At 39.4% G+C, this 19,406-nt stretch carries 18 protein-coding genes; 4 read left to right on the top strand and 14 right to left on the bottom strand.

Going from position 1 to position 19,406, the window contains the following annotated elements; all coding sequences use genetic code 11:
* Positions 1–6 precede the first annotated feature (6 nt).
* A complete protein-coding gene (locus tag AAC000_RS04640) occupies positions 7–684 on the top strand; it encodes a phosphoribosyltransferase family protein (RefSeq protein WP_339720527.1) in 678 nt (225 codons plus the stop codon).
* On the opposite strand, the gene AAC000_RS04635 is transcribed toward AAC000_RS04640, so the two are convergent.
* Complete coding sequence (locus AAC000_RS04635; RefSeq protein WP_339720525.1) at positions 668–3,214, bottom strand: M14 family zinc carboxypeptidase; 2,547 nt, start codon at positions 3,212–3,214, stop codon at positions 668–670. The genes AAC000_RS04640 and AAC000_RS04635 overlap by 17 nt on opposite strands.
* Positions 3,215–3,357: 143 nt before the next feature.
* Here AAC000_RS04635 and nfuA point away from each other — a divergent pair, with 143 nt between their 5' ends.
* Complete coding sequence (gene nfuA, locus AAC000_RS04630; protein WP_339720523.1) at positions 3,358–3,936, top strand: Fe-S biogenesis protein NfuA; 579 nt, start codon at positions 3,358–3,360, stop codon at positions 3,934–3,936.
* 247 nt (positions 3,937–4,183) lie between these two features.
* Here the strand turns inward: nfuA and AAC000_RS04625 are convergent, their stop codons facing one another.
* The gene (locus AAC000_RS04625; RefSeq protein WP_339720520.1) at positions 4,184–5,521 is read right to left on the bottom strand and encodes an MATE family efflux transporter; all 1,338 of its coding nucleotides are present in this window, start codon (positions 5,519–5,521) and stop codon (positions 4,184–4,186) included.
* Positions 5,522–5,542: 21 nt separating this feature from the next.
* Between AAC000_RS04625 and AAC000_RS04620 the strand changes: the two genes are divergently transcribed.
* Positions 5,543–6,598, top strand: a complete 1,056-nt coding sequence (locus AAC000_RS04620; protein WP_339720518.1) for a polysaccharide deacetylase family protein — start codon at positions 5,543–5,545, stop codon at positions 6,596–6,598.
* Here AAC000_RS04620 and AAC000_RS04615 read toward each other — a convergent pair.
* From AAC000_RS04615 to AAC000_RS04590, 6 genes are read right to left on the bottom strand one after another with little or no spacing between them, the layout of a single operon-like run.
* Positions 6,590–7,207 carry a GNAT family N-acetyltransferase gene (locus tag AAC000_RS04615; RefSeq protein ID WP_339720516.1) on the bottom strand — a complete coding sequence of 206 codons (618 nt, stop codon included), beginning with the start codon at positions 7,205–7,207 and terminating at the stop codon, positions 6,590–6,592. The two genes, AAC000_RS04620 and AAC000_RS04615, sit on opposite strands and share 9 nt — an antisense overlap.
* 11 nt (positions 7,208–7,218) lie before the next feature.
* Positions 7,219–7,857, bottom strand: coding sequence for an SCO family protein (locus AAC000_RS04610; protein ID WP_339720514.1), 639 nt, complete (start codon positions 7,855–7,857; stop codon positions 7,219–7,221).
* Entirely contained in the window at positions 7,854–8,771 is a 918-nt protein-coding gene (cyoE, locus tag AAC000_RS04605; RefSeq protein ID WP_339720512.1) for a heme o synthase, read from the bottom strand. The genes AAC000_RS04610 and cyoE overlap by 4 nt, the downstream gene beginning before the upstream one ends.
* Positions 8,772–8,780: 9 nt before the next feature.
* Positions 8,781–9,758 (bottom strand): COX15/CtaA family protein, encoded by a 978-nt coding sequence (locus AAC000_RS04600; RefSeq protein WP_339720510.1) that lies wholly within the window; start codon positions 9,756–9,758, stop codon positions 8,781–8,783.
* A gap of 11 nt (positions 9,759–9,769) precedes the next feature.
* On the bottom strand, positions 9,770–10,336 hold the full coding sequence (locus AAC000_RS04595) for a hypothetical protein (RefSeq protein ID WP_339720508.1): 567 nt from the start codon (positions 10,334–10,336) through the stop codon (positions 9,770–9,772).
* Positions 10,333–11,055: an SURF1 family protein gene (locus AAC000_RS04590; protein ID WP_339720506.1), complete on the bottom strand. Its 723-nt coding sequence runs from the start codon at positions 11,053–11,055 to the stop codon at positions 10,333–10,335. The genes AAC000_RS04595 and AAC000_RS04590 overlap by 4 nt, the downstream gene beginning before the upstream one ends.
* A 31-nt stretch (positions 11,056–11,086) precedes the next feature.
* On the opposite strand from AAC000_RS04590, the gene AAC000_RS04585 reads away from it, so the two are divergent.
* Positions 11,087–11,296: a DUF2909 domain-containing protein gene (locus tag AAC000_RS04585; protein ID WP_339720504.1), complete on the top strand. Its 210-nt coding sequence runs from the start codon at positions 11,087–11,089 to the stop codon at positions 11,294–11,296.
* Between the two features lie 55 nt (positions 11,297–11,351).
* Here AAC000_RS04585 and AAC000_RS04580 read toward each other — a convergent pair whose 3' ends face one another.
* The 6 genes from AAC000_RS04580 to AAC000_RS04555 all read right to left on the bottom strand — a co-directional run bounded on the left by AAC000_RS04580 (position 11,352) and on the right by AAC000_RS04555 (position 19,400).
* Complete coding sequence (locus AAC000_RS04580) at positions 11,352–12,233, bottom strand: cytochrome c oxidase subunit 3 (protein WP_339720502.1); 882 nt, start codon at positions 12,231–12,233, stop codon at positions 11,352–11,354.
* A 17-nt stretch (positions 12,234–12,250) separates the two neighbouring features.
* Positions 12,251–12,808, bottom strand: a complete 558-nt coding sequence (locus AAC000_RS04575) for a cytochrome c oxidase assembly protein (RefSeq protein WP_339720501.1) — start codon at positions 12,806–12,808, stop codon at positions 12,251–12,253.
* A 15-nt stretch (positions 12,809–12,823) separates the two neighbouring features.
* Positions 12,824–14,446 carry a cytochrome c oxidase subunit I gene (gene ctaD / locus AAC000_RS04570; RefSeq protein ID WP_339720499.1) on the bottom strand — a complete coding sequence of 541 codons (1,623 nt, stop codon included), beginning with the start codon at positions 14,444–14,446 and terminating at the stop codon, positions 12,824–12,826.
* A gap of 12 nt (positions 14,447–14,458) precedes the next feature.
* A complete protein-coding gene (coxB, locus tag AAC000_RS04565; RefSeq protein ID WP_339720903.1) occupies positions 14,459–15,568 on the bottom strand; it encodes a cytochrome c oxidase subunit II in 1,110 nt (369 codons plus the stop codon).
* A 367-nt stretch (positions 15,569–15,935) separates the two neighbouring features.
* Positions 15,936–16,559 (bottom strand): transcriptional repressor LexA, encoded by a 624-nt coding sequence (gene lexA / locus AAC000_RS04560; RefSeq protein WP_339720498.1) that lies wholly within the window; start codon positions 16,557–16,559, stop codon positions 15,936–15,938.
* A gap of 132 nt (positions 16,560–16,691) precedes the next feature.
* Positions 16,692–19,400: a TrlF family AAA-like ATPase gene (locus AAC000_RS04555; RefSeq protein WP_339720497.1), complete on the bottom strand. Its 2,709-nt coding sequence runs from the start codon at positions 19,398–19,400 to the stop codon at positions 16,692–16,694.
* Positions 19,401–19,406 lie beyond the last annotated feature (6 nt).

Below are 19,406 nucleotides of genomic sequence, written 5' to 3'. Positions count from 1 at the left end.
ACCAAAATGAAAATCACTCTAGTTCAAAATTGTTTAGTGTGTAAACAATCTAGCGACACTTCAATATGCCAGTTCTGCTTTGATGATCTTACCCTATTTGATATGGACCGATACCAACATAATTTGATGTTATCGCCAAAGGTGAACTTAGGATTGTCAAAAGTAGATTTCCCCCAAGTATTGGCTCTCGCTGATTATCAATGGCCATTATCGAAATTACTGACGGCTTTGAAATTTTCAAAACAAATTCCAAATGCTCAAGGCCTGGCGACACTTTTTGTTAAACACTGCTTAAATTCTATCCCAGCTTTGCCGCAACTGATTATTCCCATGCCACTATATAAAAATCGATATTTATATAGAAAGTTTAATCAAAGCATAGAATTAGCTAAACAAATTTGTAGGCAAACTCAATTAGATATGGACACTTCTATCATTAGCAGAAACAAATCTACCTCGCCTCAAACCAACTTATCGGCCGCCCAAAGACGCAGAAATATGCAAAATGCCTTTGCAGTCAGTGACGCCGCGCAACTGCGTTTGAAACGCTATAAACATATCGTTTTATTTGACGATGTCATCACCACTGGCAGCACTATGAACTGTGCTTACCGCACTTTACTTAAGCATAATCCTCATTTAAAAATTGATGTTTGGAGCATTTGTCTTACCCTTGCGCATTAATAAACCCAGCCATAAAGATGGCATTGCTCATTAGCCGGCTAGTGCCATACCAAACGCCTCTAAAATTAACATTTGTGGCAAAACCAATGACTTTTCCTTTGCCAAAATTATGCGACACAATTGCAGCGCTTCTAGCAATATGATTCTGTAACTCTTCAGCACTGTAGCCACCCATTAGTGGCGATTTAACATAGTGAGCTACAGTCACAAATGGTTTGTCAGGATGGCGCATCACCAATGCACTATTGCGAAACATAGGTAAGCTTTTTGACTTAAAACCAAAGGCCAGTGGATGACTTATATCCAACTCTGTCTCAAATACGGCGCCTGCGATTCTCTGTTTCGCTTTTAACGCATCCTGGTCTTTATAAGCCAATCCAGTTGTATCAAATGCCAACTTGATTTCATTGGTACTTTTAAAGCTAGTCTTAAGCCAATTTTGATCAGAAAACCAATTTGCAGCTGATTTTTGACCAATGAGAACGCCACCGGAATTCAACCAAGCTTCCATTTTCCTGACGGTTTTATCTGGTACTTCTTTATAAGTTCCTTCGACCCAAATCATATGGGTATAACTTTCCAAGGGAAGCTTTCCCAATTCCGCTAGGTCGGTGATTGAAACAGGCATATCTACATGCTGATCAAGATAATGCCATACTTCCCCAATTTCATATTGAGATGTACCTCGTCCCCCCACTAACAAAACTTTAGGTAGCGTAACGTTGAGCATTTTTCGGCTACCTAAATCAATACCTTGGCGGGTTAACCCAGATGTCACTGAATGAATCGCAATATCTAGCCCTGCATTCTCTGCTGCAATTATGTTTAGCAAATTTTCAGGTTGTGCAAGTGCAAGGGGGACAATTACCGCTCCCGCCGAAAAACTCATACCACCTTGAGCCGTTTGTGCAAAAAACGCATCTCCGGCAATTTTCACATTAACTTTATTGGCCAATAATCGCTGCAACAGTTTGGGTGCTTGATAATTTTCCCAAGAAAACGCATAAGCATAGGCACCAGACACTAATTCAGGGGTAACAGTTGCGGGCTTTTTGGCTGATTGAGTATCTAGCTTTGGTTGCCGCTCAACGGCTTGATATTGGATATTGAAGGCGAGTGGTAAATTCCAATTCGACACATCATAAAAAGTATTGTCATCAAATGACTTACGGAGTGAAAATAAAGACTTTATCAGTCGATACTGAGGTTGATCTAGGGGCACAAACATACTATTAATTGTATCAAATACTTGCCCATCTACCTTTACGTCCTTACTCAAAGGATAATATTGAATCTGATGAGCTGACAAAATTTCTAACATCTTTGAAAACCGAGCCTGGTCAAATTTCTCATTTAGAATATAGCCGGCAATTTCATCATCTTTGATTAACGCCTTAGTTTGCTTAGCAAATTCTAGTTGGTAGGCTAGAATGGCTGGTTTATTAGCTAAAGCACCAGCAAAAGTCGAAAGCGAAGTGGTGACTTGATTCTGTATGGTATCAGTAAACGCCAAGGCGCCATGAGCAGTGTCTTGCAAATGCCCTCTACTGCTGGCTTGTTCAAACAAAATACCAATACTTCCGTGGGCATCAGGATAGGTTGAGCCTTTGCCATAATAAAAATCATCATAACTCTCTTGAGTAAAATATAGCTGTTGAGTTTTGTCTAAGGCAGCGGCATGAAAATCCCCCAGAGCAGTAGTCAAGTCAACATTCTTTAATGGTGTCCATGGATTTTTCCTAGAAGGAATTCCCGGCTGGAAAAAATAGGTGCTGTTGCTGCCCATTTCGTGAAAGTCTGTTAATACGTGTGGTCGCCACTGTTGGAATTGTTTAATCCGCGCCCGAGACTCTGGATGAGTTAACAGCAACCAATCTCGATTTAAGTCAAACCAATAATGATTAGTCCGTCCTGAAGGCCAAGCCTGCTGATGTTCTCTGTTATTAGGATCAGAAACTAAATTGTTACTTTTATGCATATTAGCCCACTGAGCAAACCGCGAAAGCCCATCTGGATTGACACTTGGGTCAAGTAAAACAACATTGTCATTAAGTAGCAGATCTATTAATTCACTCTCACCAGCAGCAAGATAATAAGCAATCAAAAGTGCCGCATTCGAGCCTGAAGGTTCGTCACCATGCACGCTATAACCCATCCAAATAATGAGGGGATCATCTTTGTCGATGGACTGACCTAAATTTTGAATATGTTTGGCTTGGATTTTAGCTAAATTTTTCTGATTTTCAGGGGAGCTAAACGCCAACAAGTAAAGTGGGCGATTTTCGTGAGTACGTCCAGTTTCAACTAAACTGACTCGGTCTGATTGTGAAGCTAAGACTTGCATGTAATTAACTATTTGGTCATGACGCACATGCCACTCACCCACAGTAGCGCCTAATGCTTGCGTAGGAGTAGTAATCCCAGCTTTATATTCAGTGTCAATTGGCAAATATGCGGTATCAACAACGGCTGCAACTTGAACACTATTAAACAACAAACCAAATACAAAAACCCGAAACATCCAATCCATAACAACAGCCCTTACAGTCAACACTTGCAAAAATGGTCGCACGTTTTAGATACAATTAACATAAGGAAAAACCATTACTTGAGTGTTTTAGTCAAGTAATTTTGTTATTATGCAGCTATACACATATTAGAGGTAGATTGCCCATGATTAATATTTCAGAAACAGCGCAAGCACATTTCTGTAAGCTGCTCGCAAACCAAGAACCAGACACCAATATTCGAGTGTTTGTAGTTAGCCCTGGTACGCCTAGTGCTGAGTGTGGCGTATCTTATTGTCCACCAGATGCCGTAGAAGAATCAGATACTGTATTGGAATTTAATGGTTTTGATGCTGTTGTCGATTTGGAAAGTGCACCTTTCTTAGAAGAAGCTGAAATTGATTTTGTCACTGATCAAATGGGCTCTCAACTTACCCTTAAAGCGCCAAATGCTAAAGCACGTAAAGTTGATAGCGATGCCCCCTTAGCTGAACGAGTCAGTTATATGATTGAAGCCGAAATCAACCCACAACTTGCCAGCCATGGCGGTAAAGTAACCTTAGTAGAGATCACCGCAGAAAAAGAAGCCGTATTACTATTCGGTGGAGGCTGTAACGGTTGTGCTCAAGTCGATGTCACTTTAAAAGACGGCATCGAAAAACAAATGTTAGAACAATTTTCTGGTGAATTAACAGCCGTTAAAGACGCAACTGAACATCAAGCTGGTGAGCACTCTTACTACTAGATATACCTCTACCTCTGAAAGGAAACTAGCATTAACTGGTTACAGCGTTTAGGTGAAGATCCAAATAAAAGCTGGGCTTTTTTTAAACGCGGCTTAGGCATTTTTTGCTTAGGCGCTGGCATGATATTAATAGGCACTAAAATAGTGCCTATTATTCAAATTCCCGGATTAGTACTCTTGGCTGTGGGAAGCTATTATTCTATTAAAGGTTATTTAGGTATTTTGGCACACCGCATGACCGCAAGCTTTAAACCACCACCTTCTGAGTTCGACAAAGATAAATAAAGTAACCTCCTAAACTGATTCCTCTAGTCAGTAAAAAAAGTAACATTGCTAACCATAGACCTTGATTTTCATCATCTAAAAACACCCAAAAAGTGGGAAAATAAACAACTAACCCACACAACAACATACTATTTCGCATGGCTTTTGCCCGTGTTAACCCCACAAAAACACCATCAAAGAAGAAGCACCAATGAGCAATGATGGGCAAACAATACACATACATTAAATAATCTTTCATGGCTATTTGCAGGTTGGGCTGGTCAGTTAAAATCGAAATAATTTCACTGCCCAAAGCCACAAAAACCAGTGAATAAAGTACAGCCACAAAACTGGACCATAACAACCCATGTAAAGTAACGTAAATAATACCCTTGGCATTTTTTTTACCTTTTTGTTCACCTACTAAAGCTTCAGCGGCATAAGCGACACCATCAAGACCGAGAGCAATTAGGGTAAAAAATTGCATTAAAATGGCATTAATTGCCGCGGCAGTTGAACCAAAGCCCACCCCCTTAAAAATAAGAAAGGCAATACAAGCCTGTAAGACAAGATTACGAAAAAATGTATCACCGTTAAGAGATAATAAAGGTCGAAGGTACACAAGTGAGAACCATTTTTTTTGTATTAATGGTTTACCAATAATCTTTAGTGCAGCCGTCAAGCTCACTATGGCAATAAAATACTCGGCCACCACGCTGGCAAGGGCCACACCAAATACGTCTAGTCCTAAGCCAAAAACAAACCAAAGGTTCAAGGCTAAATTCAATAGATTTGCTAAGACTTGTATAAGCAACACCTGTTTGGCTTTCTGCTGACCAATTAGCCAACCAATTAGGACCAAATTCAATATTGCAGCTGGCGCCCCCCAAATACGGGTCGAGAAATACTCTGATATAACGGCTTCAATAACAGGACTTGCATCAGCAAAGAACAACCCCAAGGTTAAAATACCATCTTTAAGTAGCAACAAAAAGCAACCCAACACAACACTAATTAGCATACCTTGAAACAAACTTTGGTTTAGCTGATTGGGATCTGCACTGCCTTTTGCTTGTGCGCTTAGTCCCGTGCTCGTCATTCTCAAAAAACCACATAACCAGTACAGTTGCGTGATAATCAAAGACGCGACCGACGCACCAGCAAGAAAATGCGCCCCCTGCATGTGTCCCAACACTGCGGTGTCAACTAATCCCATCAAAGGCGTCGTGACATTACTTAAAATCATTGGTATCGCAATAACAATAATCTTTTGATGCAGACTAATCTGAAAGAAGTTTGATAAAGTAGTATTGTTTTTCATTTAGTAATCATTAGGAAATGCATGAGGAAATATTGGAGTATTATTGTTGCGACTTTAACATGTGCGCTGCTTAGCATAAATACTTGGGCGACAGACAATGCAGTCATACTGTTATATCACCATGTCAGTAAAACCACCCCAAGGTTAACATCAGTTTCACCTGAGACTTTTCGCCAACATATGCAATATTTGGCTGATAATCATAGTGTATTACCTCTCAAACAAGTTATTGAAGCCTTACAAAACAATCATCCATTACCAGATAAAACAGTTGTTATCACCTTTGATGATGGTTATGACAATATTTATGATAATGCACATCCTATCCTTAAGGAGTTTGCATTTCCGTATACCATTTTTGTGAACCCACCTCTTATAGGTGAAGTAAATTATCAACTCAATTGGCAACAAGTAAAACGTATGGCCAAGGAAAATGTGAGTTTTGCCAATCATGGCAAACAACACTCTCATATGCTCACTAAAGAGGCCGGGGAATCTCAGCAAGAATGGCTTGATCGCACTATGCAGGATATTGATGATGCCGAAAAAATATTGCAGCAACACCTTGGCTACAGTCTAAAATATTTTGCTTATCCATATGGAGAATTTGACGATCAATTAAAAAGGCGACTCAGGGCACAAGGTTACGTAGGATTTGCTCAGCACAGTGGCGCTATTGCTTCATACAGTGATTTTGCTGCATTGCCACGATATCCCGCCGCTGGGGTATACAGTAATATTCAAACTTTAGAAGTAAAATTGAATAGTTTAGCCATGCCAGTGTCAGACGTTTACATGAAAGACCCTAAGGTTATGCCACCTTTTCACAATCAGGTGGTAACTTTTAATGTTAAAACTGATGACCTTTCCCCACAACAAATCAACTGCTTTCAGAATGGTCAGGTGCTAGACAAATCATTGAGTAAAAATACCATTTCAATAAAAATAAATTCTATCACGCAACCGGGCAGGCATAGGGTCAACTGTACCGCTCCTAGTATGCAGAAAAAAGGGAGGTATTATTGGTATTCACAGCCTTTTTTCATGGCCACAGCTGAGGGTAATTGGTTAGATTAGCAGTTTGCTTAGATGAAAATAGGAGCCAATGCCTAAGGTTTGCATGCTTGGGCTTACCGCCGATTCGCCTTTTTTTATAAACCCATGGCCTAAATAAAAATTGACTGCTTGCGTATTGATACTTTCCACATCAAGACATAACTCAGACTTGCCAAAGTTTAGCGCTTGCTGCTGCATGTACTCTAATAATGCCGTTCCAACACCTTTTCTTTGATGTTGTTCAGACACACCAAAATGACCAATACACCATTCATGCTCTTTAGGTTTGGGGATACAATCTTGTAAAGCTTGGCTCGACTGCAGTACGGATAAGGTATGAGCAATGCCGTAAAATTTCGTTAGCGCGGCCAAAGTAGTCTGGTGAAAAGACTTGGGTAATTCAGTGTGCCATGCGCTCAAACAGCCAACAACTAACTTGTCGACCTCGGCAACCCAGTGATTGTTATAGCCGTATTGACCATCAGCGTTTAATAAACAGCTTTGTAAAAAATTTGCCGCTGACAACTCATGGTTAATATCAAATATTGCGCTAATAGCAATAGGGGCAGAAGAAAAAACTAAGGCCCCTAAAGCTTTGGCATCTCCTTGATGAGCTTGCCTAATCTTCATGGCATCACTGTTTATTGGGCAACAATTGCCGGCATATCTGCGAGTATTTTTTGCCCTTCGCTAATGGGTAACTTTCCCACAACAAAGTCGGGCTTAAAACGCCCCACAACTTGAGCCTTTGGATTGACTACCACCACAGAGGAGCTGTGATCTACCAAATAGTTTGGGTTATCGGTACTTTCAGACATGGAATACATCATCCCCATAGCTCGCACCAAAGGGAATAACTGCGCATGCTCTCCACTAACGGCAATAAAGTCAGTGTGGAAAAAATTGATATATTCGTTTAAACGTTCTGGCGTATCACGTTTAGGATCCACGGACACTAAAATGACTTGAATTGGAAAGTCTGCGGGTATGTTTTGTAATTCCGGATAGATACCTTTTAATTCTGCCAAGGTAGTCGGGCAAATATCTGGGCAATAGGTATAACCAACAAACACTAGACTCCAGTGCCCTTGTAAATTTTTTGCAGTGAATACCTGGTCATTATGATCTACTAACTGAAAATCTGGTAACACTCTAGCAGCGGGATACAGACTCACATATTGGGTTTCTTTATCGCTTCCTGGGGGAGCGATAAAGATGGCCACCACTATGCCTATAATTAGAGCAATGAACGCAATTAGACCTGCTTGAAATTTACTCATATTGTGAACCGCAAATAATGATCAACTAAGAGCACCACAAACAGCACCATGAGATGAATAATTGAAAACTTAAATGTTTGCATTGCCGTTTTATCGGTGGCAATAAATTTTAACTTCCATGCGTAATATAAAAACCCTGCATTTAACAAAGTAGAACCAATAAGGTATATCAAACCAGTCATGCCAATTAAATAAGGCAGCAAACACACAACGCAAAGTAAAACCGTGTACAACAGAATGGAGGTTTTAGTAAAATCGATACCGTGGGTCACTGGTAGCATAGGTATTTGTGCTTTGGCATAGTCTTTTTCACGATGAATAGCCAAGGCCCAAAAATGTGGTGGCGTCCAGATAAAGACAATAAGCACTAACAACAAAGCGTGAGCGTGAACCTCCCCGGTAACCGATGTCCAACCCAATAATGGCGGGATCGCGCCTGCTAGGCCACCAATGACAATATTTTGCGGCGTAGCACGTTTTAAATACATGGTATAAACCACAGCATACCCAAGCAAACCTGCAAGCGTTAACAAAGCTGTTAAACGATTAACCCATAATTCGAGAATGATATAACCAACCACAGTTAAAAATGCAGCAAAAATGAGTGCTTTTTGTGGACTCACTTTACCTTTGGCTACCGGGCGATTAAAGGTACGCGCCATCTTGCCGTCTATTTTTCGATCCACCACATGGTTGACCACAGCTGCTGCTGAAGATAAAAATCCGATACCCGTTAATCCAGCAATAAAAATCTGCCAACTTATCCAACTATCACTGGCTAAACACATACCAACCAAAGCAGTTAATAATAGTAATAACACAACTTTGGGTTTGGTTAATTCATAATAATCTTGGCAAGTAGACCATAAATTAAATTGATTGTTTTGTTGACTTGCGGTCACGCCCTTACTCACCTTTTTCTCCTAAGTTTTACGATACAGCGTGTAACTAATGGCGACTAACACCAACAACAGGCAGGCTGCTACGGCGTTATGCATCACAGCTACAGCAACGGGTAAACTAAATACTACATTGCTTACACCTAAAATAATCTGTACACCCATAACTACTACCATTAAGGCAGACAATCTTTTAATAAAGCTTGAGCTAGCTACCGCATACAACCTGATACCTAACCAAGATAAATACAAAAAGGTAATCAACGCGCCTAGTCTATGCACAATATGCATAGTCATACGTTCATCATAATCATGGGCACCAAATTCGTAATTTTCAGCCTCAGGAATACTAAAAGCCCCTGCAAAGTCTAGTCTCTCATACCAAGTACCTTCACAAATAGGTAACTCAGTGCACGCGAGCGCCGCGTAGTTTGCGGATGTCCAACCTCCTAACGCAATTTGTCCAATCAATATGATTATGCCTAAAATCGCGTATTTCCCGAACTGACGTGTTCTCTGGTCACCACCAGGAATGCGGTAGGGTGTAAGCCTTAAGTACAGTAAGAACAAACAAGAAAGAACTGTAAAACCGCCTAATAAATGCCCCATTACGACTATGGGTAATAAATTAAGGGTCACTGTCCACATGCCCAAAGCACCTTGGAAACAGACTAGAAATACCAGCAAAAGTGGTAATTTTACCGGTTTATTATAGGCTCGACTAAATAAGCTGTTAATGAAAATAACCAATATTAAAAAACCCAAAGCACTAGCAAAGTAACGATGAATCATCTCATTCCATGCTTTGTGTTCTTCAAAGGGGCGTTCTGGGAAAGCTTGTTGTGCTATTTCGATATTTTTAGTGGTGTTAGAAAAACTTAGATGACCATAACAACCTGGCCAGTCAGGACATCCCAAACCAGCGTCAGTTAAGCGAGTGTATGCACCAAGTACAATCACCACCATGGCTAAAAGAATGCTAAAAAACACCAACTTTTTCATCTAAGTATCCTCTAGCCAATACGCGACAGTTTAAGTACCTTGCGCATATCCGACAAAATATCACGACTATGCAGAATCGCTTGTTCTTTATCAGTTTGTAATGGATAACGCAAAAACACATTATTTAGAGTATCAGCAATGAAAATACCATCAGTGGTGGTTTCTTTAAACACTTGTTGTAGACTTTTTAAGTCGGTACTTAACAAACGGATATTTTGTTTTTTTGTCAGTACCGCGAGCTGCGCTAGATTACTTTGTTCATGGGAAATAACCACCACTTCAGCTCTATCACTTTCTTTACCTAAAGCGCTATGCACTTGAGCAATACTATATAAGGCATTTTCACAATCTAAAGAGCAGTCTTGGGGTAAAACGTAGATTAACTTCCACTTGGGTTCCTGTTGTGTACTTTGTAAAACGCTCATGTCTATTGGAGGTGAAATCAGCTCACCTTTATTGGTCACACCTTGATTAAACCAGCCATTGTCTAGGGCAAGTTTTGCCAACAATACAGGTAGTATAAAAACAGCAGCTAGGAGCAACATCATTGTTTTATTATTTTTTTTGGTGGTACTCACTTTTTATTCCTTTTAAATTTATTTCTTTGGGCAATCATAAATACGGCTAACGCGGCAAATGCCAATAAAAACCATTGTACTGCGTAAGCTAAGTGTTTTTCTGGCGCCATCACCACAGCTTGCCAATCTCTTACAAAAGCTGAATGTTGCTGTGCATTTAAAAGCACCACAAAAGGTAATATCTGTTGATTATAATGTTGCTGAATCACCTTGAGATCTACTTGTTGTATAACCTTTGGCCAATTACCGTCAACTAGGGCCGTTTCTTCTACCATGGCGTTATTTAAAGGCAAGGATATAACACCAGCATAACGAGACTTTTCGCCATCAATTTGAATCTTTGGTAAAATTTCTCTGCTATTAGTGGCTGCGACCCAACCAAAGTTGGCAATAATAGTGCCTGAAGTCGTTTGCAAAGGCACTAGTACTTGGTAGCCCACCCTACCTTTATGGATCTTATTATCCACCAAAAAAAATCGAGTGACTTCTGCGGTGCCCTCAAAACTGATTGGCATATCGAGCATATTATCTAGATTACTGCCTAACACTTGTTGTAAATCGACTTGGGCAGTATTACCAGCTTGTTCTAAAGCTAATAATCGCTGCGTTTTTTGCTCTGCCCTTTGTAATTGCCAACTTCCTAAGGCAAACATAATGACAACACATACAAAAGTTACTAAGGTAGCTACAATGGGTAAACGCGAAAGAAAAGTCCACATTTCAGCTTAGGATATCTTTAGGAGTAAATAGATGTTAATCAAAATACTTGTTGGCGGGTTATTAGTATTTATGGTGTTCAATTTATTTAAAGCCATGATGATTATGCTCAAAGACAATCCAAATGGTCCTTCTATGAGTAAGTATATTGGCCGAAGAGTACTTACATCAGCCATTATTGTTGCACTTATTCTATTGGCTGTTGCCACAGGGCTCATTACTCCAAACCCAACACCACACTAAATATTGTAAAGAGCCACTGCAATTCAGTGGCTCTTTACTCTACTCATTCGCTTCGCTAAAAGATATACACAACAGCAAAGAGTATGACCCAAACGACATCAACAAAATGCCAATACCAACTAGCGGCCATAAAAGCAAAATGGTTATCGGGAGTGAAGTGTCCTTTGAAGACTCGAAGTAACATAATAAAAAGAATTATTGCGCCAAGAGTAACGTGAAAACCATGGAATCCAGTTAATAAAAAGAACGTATTGCCGTAAACACCGGATTGTAAAGTTAGATTCATTTCAGTATAGGCATGAATATATTCCTCAACCTGCATCACCATAAAAATAGCGCCCAGCAATACAGTTAAACCAAGCATTAGCTTGAGTTTGCCACGGTTGTTATTTTCTAGCGCAACATGTGCATAGTGACAAGTCACTGAGGAAGTAAGCAGTAACACAGTGTTAATCAGAGGCAAACCCGTCCAAGGCATCGCTTCTGTTGTGAGGCCGCCAGGTGTTTGTACAAGTGGCCAAATAGCTTCAAAAGCAGGCCATAATACTTCGCCAGTCATATCGTTATTCGATGCACCGCCTAACCATGGCACAGAAATAAATCTAGCGTAAAACAAAGCCCCAAAAAATGCGCCAAAGAACATCACTTCTGAAAAAATGAACCAAGACATACCTTGTCGATAAGAACGCCCCAGCTGAGCACTGTACATACCACTCATAGATTCATGTATTTGATTTCTAAACCAACCTACCAACATGGCAATCAACACTATAAAACCCGCACCTAAAATATAAGCACCATAGCCTTCTTTACCGCGGGTACTTTCAATTACAAAATTGCCCGCCCCAACAGCCATTAAAAATAGCGCAACGGCGCCCATAAAGGGCCAAGGACTTTCTGCGGGAACATAGTATTTTTCGTATTCTTTTTCTGACATTGTGTTCTCCTTCATTCTCAATTCATTGCAACAACATCTGCTGTTGCAGTGACGTTGTATAGAGTATATTGCACAGTAAAATAGGTAATATTTTCAGGCAGTTGAGGGTCGACATAAAATTTCATTGGCATCAACATTTCTTCCCCAGCCTGTAACTTTTGTTGCTCGAAACAAAAACATTCCGTTTTATTCATGTATAACGCCGCTGGCCCGGGCGATACTGATGGTACTGCTTGACCAACAATGTCAGTCGTTGCTGGATTTTTTACGTAAAAATTAACTTGGTTGAGTTGACCAGGATGCACTTTAACTTGCCTAGTCTCTGCCCTAAACTCCCAAGGCATACCAGTGTTAATTCGCGTAATAAAATCCACTGTAATTAAGCGGCTCTCATCAATTTCCACCGACTCATATAAGGCAGCAGTATTTGAAGTTTTGCCATTAATGCCCAATGCATCACAAAGCACATCATATAAAGGCACAAGCGCAAAACCGAAGCCAAACATACCCACAACAATGGCTAATAATTTAAGTACCATTCTGTTGTTTTTATTGTGTGTGTTTGACTCGCTCATTGAAAAAATCTCTACCTATTTAACAACAGGTGGCGTTTCAAAAGTGTGATAAGGCGCTGGAGAAGGTATTTCCCATTCCAAGCCTTCCGCTCCTTCCCACACTTGGGCAGAAACAGGCTCACCTTGTTTTTTGCAGGCTTTAATTAGCAATGCTAAGAAAATTAATTGTGATAAACCAAAAGCGAAACCACCAATACTGATCCATTTATTAAAGTCTGCAAACTGCAAGGCATAATCTGGAATACGTCGTGGCATACCAGCCAATCCAACAAAATGCATAGGGAAGAACAACACATTTACCGAAACCAATGAACACCAAAAATGCCATTTGGCTAAGCCAATATGAAACATTTTCCCGGTCCATTTTGGCAACCAGTAATACACTGCCGCCATGATTGAGAATATGGCTCCAGTCACTAATACATAATGGAAATGTGCTACCACGAAGTAAGTATCATGATATTGGAAATCTACCGGCACAATTGCCAACATTAACCCCGACAAACCACCTATGGTAAATAACACAATAAAGGCGATTGCAAACAACATAGGCACTTCGAAGGTCATAGACCCGCGCCACATAGTTGCAACCCAGTTAAAGACCTTCACACCGGTAGGGACTGATATCAGCATAGTAGCAAACATAAAGAATAGCTCTGCGGCCACTGGCATGCCTGTTGTAAACATGTGGTGCGCCCAAACGATAAATGACAACAAGGCGATAGAAGCCGTCGCATAGACCATAGAGGCATACCCAAATAGCCTTTTGCGAGCAAAGGTAGGCACAATCGCCGAGATAATACCAAAAGCAGGCAAAATCATTATGTACACTTCTGGATGACCAAAGAACCAGAAAATATGCTGGAACATGACAGGATCGCCACCACCAGCTGCGTCAAAGAAGCTGGTTCCGAAGAATTTGTCCGTCAACACCATAGTTACTGCACCTGCTAAAACCGGCATTACCGCAATTAACAAAAAGGCAGTAATTAGCCAGGTCCAAACAAAGAGTGGCATTTTCATCCAAGTCATACCTGGCGCACGCATATTGAAGATAGTTACAATAACGTTAATTGCGCCCATAATCGACGACGCACCCATGATATGAACAGCAAACACAAATAGTGCAGTGCCATCGTTACTATAAGTCGTAGAAAGAGGAGCATAGAAAGTCCAACCAAAAGCAGGGCCGCCACCTTCCATAAACAAAGAAGATAAAAGAATCAGGAAAGCAAAGGGTAAAATCCAAAAGCTCCAGTTATTCATTCGAGGCAACGCCATATCTGGCGCCCCTATCATCATAGGTATTAACCAGTTTGCGAGACCTGTAAAGGCGGGCATGACCGCACCAAACACCATAATTAAACCATGAACTGTGGTCATTTGATTAAAGAAATTAGGGTCAACTATTTGCAATCCAGGTTGAAACAATTCTGCGCGGATAACCATAGCCATTGCACCACCAGTTAAAAACATGATGAATGCAAACCACAAATATAAGGTACCAATATCTTTGTGGTTGGTGGTATATAACCAACGTTTTATACCTGGAGGAATATGATGGTCATGGTGATCATCGTCGTGGTGGCCAGTATTCTGGTGATCATCTATGTGAGTGTTGTCAGTAGCTGTTGTCATGGTCACCTTCTCCTATTGTCCGTTCATGGCTGAATTGATGTCTTTGGCTTGTATTAAGTCGCCAGTATCGTTACCCCAAGCATTTCGCTCATAAGTCACCACTGCGGCAATTTCAGACATAGTTAATTGTTTAGAATAGGCTTGCATAGCCGTTCCTGTTACACCATTGAGTAAAATATCGATATGCTTAGGTTGGTCTGCAATAGCAATTTGACTGCCTTTTAACGCTGGGAACACACCCGGTAAACCTTCACCATTTGGCATATGGCAAGCAGCGCAGTTAGCGTTGTAGATTTTTTCGCCAGCATCCATTGCTTCTTCCATTGTCATATTCATAGCCAAAAGCCTTTGCTCTTCTGCTTTGGCTCGTTCTTGAATAGCTTGTTGCTCTGAAATCCACTTATCATATTCAGCAGGTTCTTTGGCAATCACTACTATGGGCATAAAGCCATGATCTTTACCACAAAGCTCTGCACATTGGCCTCGATAAACACCAGGCTCATTCACCTTAGTCCACGCATCGTTGATAAAGCCAGGATTAGCATCCTGTTTGAACCCAAAGTCTGGCACCCACCAAGAATGGATTACATCATCTGAGGTAATAAGAAAACGTACTTTTTGACCAGTAGGAATAACGAGAGGGCGGTCAACTTCCAGTAAATAATTTTCACCTTTAGGCAGTTTGCCTGAAATTTGCTCCGCTTGGGTGGCCATTTTTGAATAATACTCAACGTCATTATCCATATATTTATAATGCCACTTCCACTGTGAACCCGTTACTAAAATGGATACATCAGGCTCACTGGCATCTTCCATATCAATAAGTAGGTTCATCGCAGGGACAGCCATAAAAATCAAAATAATAAAGGGGATCACTGTCCAGGCAATTTCAACTTTTACGCTTTCATGAAAGTTAGCAGGCTTGGCGCCCCTAGATTTCCTATGGAAATACATAGAGATAAACATTGCGATAAAAACACCAGCACCTATCACTACGCAGATAATAAACATCAACATATGCATGTCGTAGACACCAGCGCTGATATCTGTGACGCCTTTGGTCATGTTTAGCTGGTATTGCTCAATTTTATCACTTGTTTCTGCAAAAACCGGCGCTGTCATCAATGCGGTAAGCATCGTTCCAGCCTTGAACAAAATTCTTTTCACATGGCACCTCATATACGTTAAACGTACTTTTTATTTTTCACTGAAACATCAACTCTAAAACAGTTATCTCCACCATTTGAGTTAACGCATAGTTAATTTCTTGTTATTTTTTACTACTGGAATGTTAAGAGTCGCTCATTTAATAGCTAATAGTCTAGCTTTTTTATATAACTTACAACCAACTGATTGTTTTTTAAACAATAAATTGTTAATAAATGATAAATAACGGAAATAAGGAGGGAAATTGATTACAAAGTGGGTAAAGAAGTGAAAATGCCATTAAAAATGGCGCATTATTAAAAAATAACACGCCCCATCAAAATTACATCCAATCAGCGTTACGAATAACCCCAACTGCGATACCTTCGATATTGAAAGGTTGTGTCGCCAAATCGACTTTAATTGGAGAAAACGCTTCGTTTTCAGCATGCAACAACACCTGTCGGCCTTTTTTCTCAAGTCGTTTCACAGTGACATCTTCATCCACTCTGGCCACTACAACCTGTCCGTTGTGGACATCAGTGGTGCGATGCACTGCTAGCAAATCACCATCTAAAATACCAATATCTTTCATACTCATACCATTAACACGGAGTAAGAAATCAGCGCTGGGTTTAAACAAGCTAGGATCCACTCGATAATGCCCTTCAATATGTTCTTGAGCCAAAATGGGCTCGCCTGCAGCTACCCTACCAATCAAAGGTAACCCAAGCTCTTCAAGTTGGTCTTCAAGGGGTATATTCAATTTAATACCACGGGACGTGCCAGGCAATATTTCTATTACACCTTTACGAGCCAGCGCTTTTAAATGTTCTTCCGCAGCATTAGCGGATTTAAAACCTAATTCTCGAGCAATTTCAGCCCGAGTAGGTGGCATACCTGTATCCAACATAGTATTTTTGATTAGTTGGAGTACTTCTTCTTGTCGTGCAGTTAGTGGACGCATAAACAGCCTGTTTTTCTATACAGTTGATGTCAGTATATACAGTTATCTTTAAATCTCAAATTTGTTTTTATGTGCTGGGTTAGGGCTGTAGGTTTCAGATTCAGTGAATTTATTTCCAAACAGGTGAAACTCTTAATTGACAAGGGCTTGAATGCCATATTTGCGTTCGCGTTTTTCAAAGGCATAACTGCCGCCTTCAAGAATGTTACAAATACTGGCTCTAGTTCCTTCATTACTTATTACACACCCATCCTCCAAAGCGCCAGCTTCATAACTAATAACTTCGCCTTCATTTGATGCAACGATAATCTGTTCTGCATCAGTATTAACAACTAAATTTGCATTATGAGTAACAATTATTACTTGACGGTATTTTTTAATTTCCCTAAATAATGGAACAAGTTGCTCCATTATGAATTCATTGTCTAAGTCATCTTCTGGCTGGTCAAAGACGAATGGACTACCAAATGGGTCAGTAGCCAATTTTAAACAGACATAAAATGTACCTCGCTGTCCTACACTTAACTTATCGACAGTTTTACCCTTATATTCAAACTCTGCATTTACATACAAGTAATTTTTAATACTCTCTGGTGAAAAAAGATAATTGAGGAGTTCAAATCTACCACCTTGATTAAAATATTCTGACTTCCAAAAAAAACTTTCAATCGTAATTTGTTCCGGGTCACCTTCACAATTAATTTGTTTATTTCCTGCAATTAATTCAAAGAAATCTTCCGTAGAGTTAACATTAAAGGTTTCTTTTAAGCGTTGAATAGAGGTCTTTCCCTGTGAGCTTCTAAACTTCCCTTTGTTGATGCAATTTTCAATTCCTTCATAAAATGCTTGTGCATTAAAAATAACTGAGCCTTCAATATGAATATCCGAAAGTATCCCCATTACTAAATTATTCTGGTTTTCATCCCATTCGGCTTTTTTCGCCTTTAAACTGGCGAATGCATCATCAATGCTTTTCTTTTTAGAATCTAAAAAGCTTTTATATTCCAATACCAATTCAGCACGTCTTTCAACGTAAGCAAGTCCTTGTCGTGATTTTTCTTCAATTTCACTAAGCTTTGAATTTGCTGTATCAATAATTAATTGAGACTCGGATACCTTTGAAAGTAGCGATGAAATATCTTGGTTAATTCCTTGCTCTTTAAAATTAACAATAATTTCATCATTTTTAGTCGTAAGCATTTGAATTTGAGTACTAAAGTGTTGAATGTTTTGTTTGATTGAATCAGTTGATTCATCAACTGCAATTTCAGGGATTGGACTTAAAAGTTCATTTCTATCATTTGTTTGATTAATCTTTTGATTAATTTCATTTGAGTATCTATCAATTGTCGAAAGTATTCCTCTCAACCCCTCTATTAGCGTTTTATTATTATTAATTAACTGCGAGTTTTCTTGATACTGTTGAATAAGTTTATTATTTTGAGAGTTTGTTAAAGTCCCAATTAATTTTTTATGTTGCTTAATTAATTTACTCTGAAACCCAGTTGTATTAACTCGCTCATTTTGATGGTTCGTTTGTTCCCAATATTCAACAAAACCTCTATATTTTCCTATTATTTCAGTAAGTTCATCGGTAATAACTTTGTCAAAACTTACATTAAGAATATTAAGCATTCTTTTAATTTCATCGCTTAATAAAACAGGTTCTTTACTATATTTTTGAATATCTCCTTGAGATACGTGTAAATATGAGTAGGTATGATCAGTATCATTAAATGTAATTTCTGTGCCATCCCCTTGGTCAAGGTCAATACTTAATGCTTCTACTTTGACTTCCCTAGCATTCTCAGATTGAGAATTATTATTAAATAACGAATGCATTGAATCTAAAAACAAGCTTTTCCCTGTGCCTCTACCGCCAATAATGGCAACCATGTTCGGATTTAAATCAATAATACTAGGCTCAAATTTTATAATTTGATTAGGGAATATTTCTCCTCCTAAACGCACAGATTTAAACCTTGGTTTCTGAAAAGTTAATTCAGTAAAGTCATCCGTTTGTTGAACACGAGAGTCAGGTTCTATTAAAGTTTGCCGCAAACCTTCAAAAGTTGGCTTTGCCTTTATCCAAGTATAATTTTCACCAATACCAAAGCTTCGATTGTCTGACTCGCCATGACCATCTAAGCTATGAGCATCTGAACAAGCGAATACTGGTTTTGGTAACGCTCCATCGTATCGATTGAGATTGTTTAAAAAGAAATCTCTATCTTCTGCTCGCGCTAAAATGATTTGACCTTGCTTCTCTATTTCGATTGCTAAAGCACGAGATCTACCTTCTTTCATATCAGGTCTAAAACCACCATAACCGTTTGGACAAACAGCTATCAAGTAATCTAAGCCAAAAGTTAAATGATCACTTAAATGTTGTAATAGCAATTTAAAATCAACTATTGCATCTGATAGTTGGAGACCTGCTCTATCCATTGAACTATGAGCACAATAGATAGTTTTATTTTCAAATGTAGTATTTACCAAAGGCAAGGTCGATAAAGCAGTATTTATAGCTTCAGTTGTTTTTGTTTGAGAAAATAAGCAATGGACATTAATCCATTCACCATCTTTATTTTGTTGGTTAATTCTAAACTCAATATTGCCTAAAACTGTTATTGGAGCTAGTTGCTTAGTTATTTCTTCACGAATAATCTCCAATTCACTATCTTCAAAATAAAAATAATTGGTTATTCCTACTAATGAAAGTTGGTGTTCCTTAAGCTTGGCAACATATTCTTCAATAGTTGTATCACCATACCCATTCGCTTGATGAGTCATTGGAGAATGAATGTGTAAATCCCACTTATTCCATACTGAACCAATCATTTACTA

The organism is uncultured Paraglaciecola sp. (genome assembly GCF_963977085.1).
GTDB lineage: Bacteria > Pseudomonadota > Gammaproteobacteria > Enterobacterales > Alteromonadaceae > Paraglaciecola.
The sequence above is the reverse complement of the archived record's forward strand: the minus strand, read 5'-3'. Positions and strand labels throughout refer to the sequence as shown.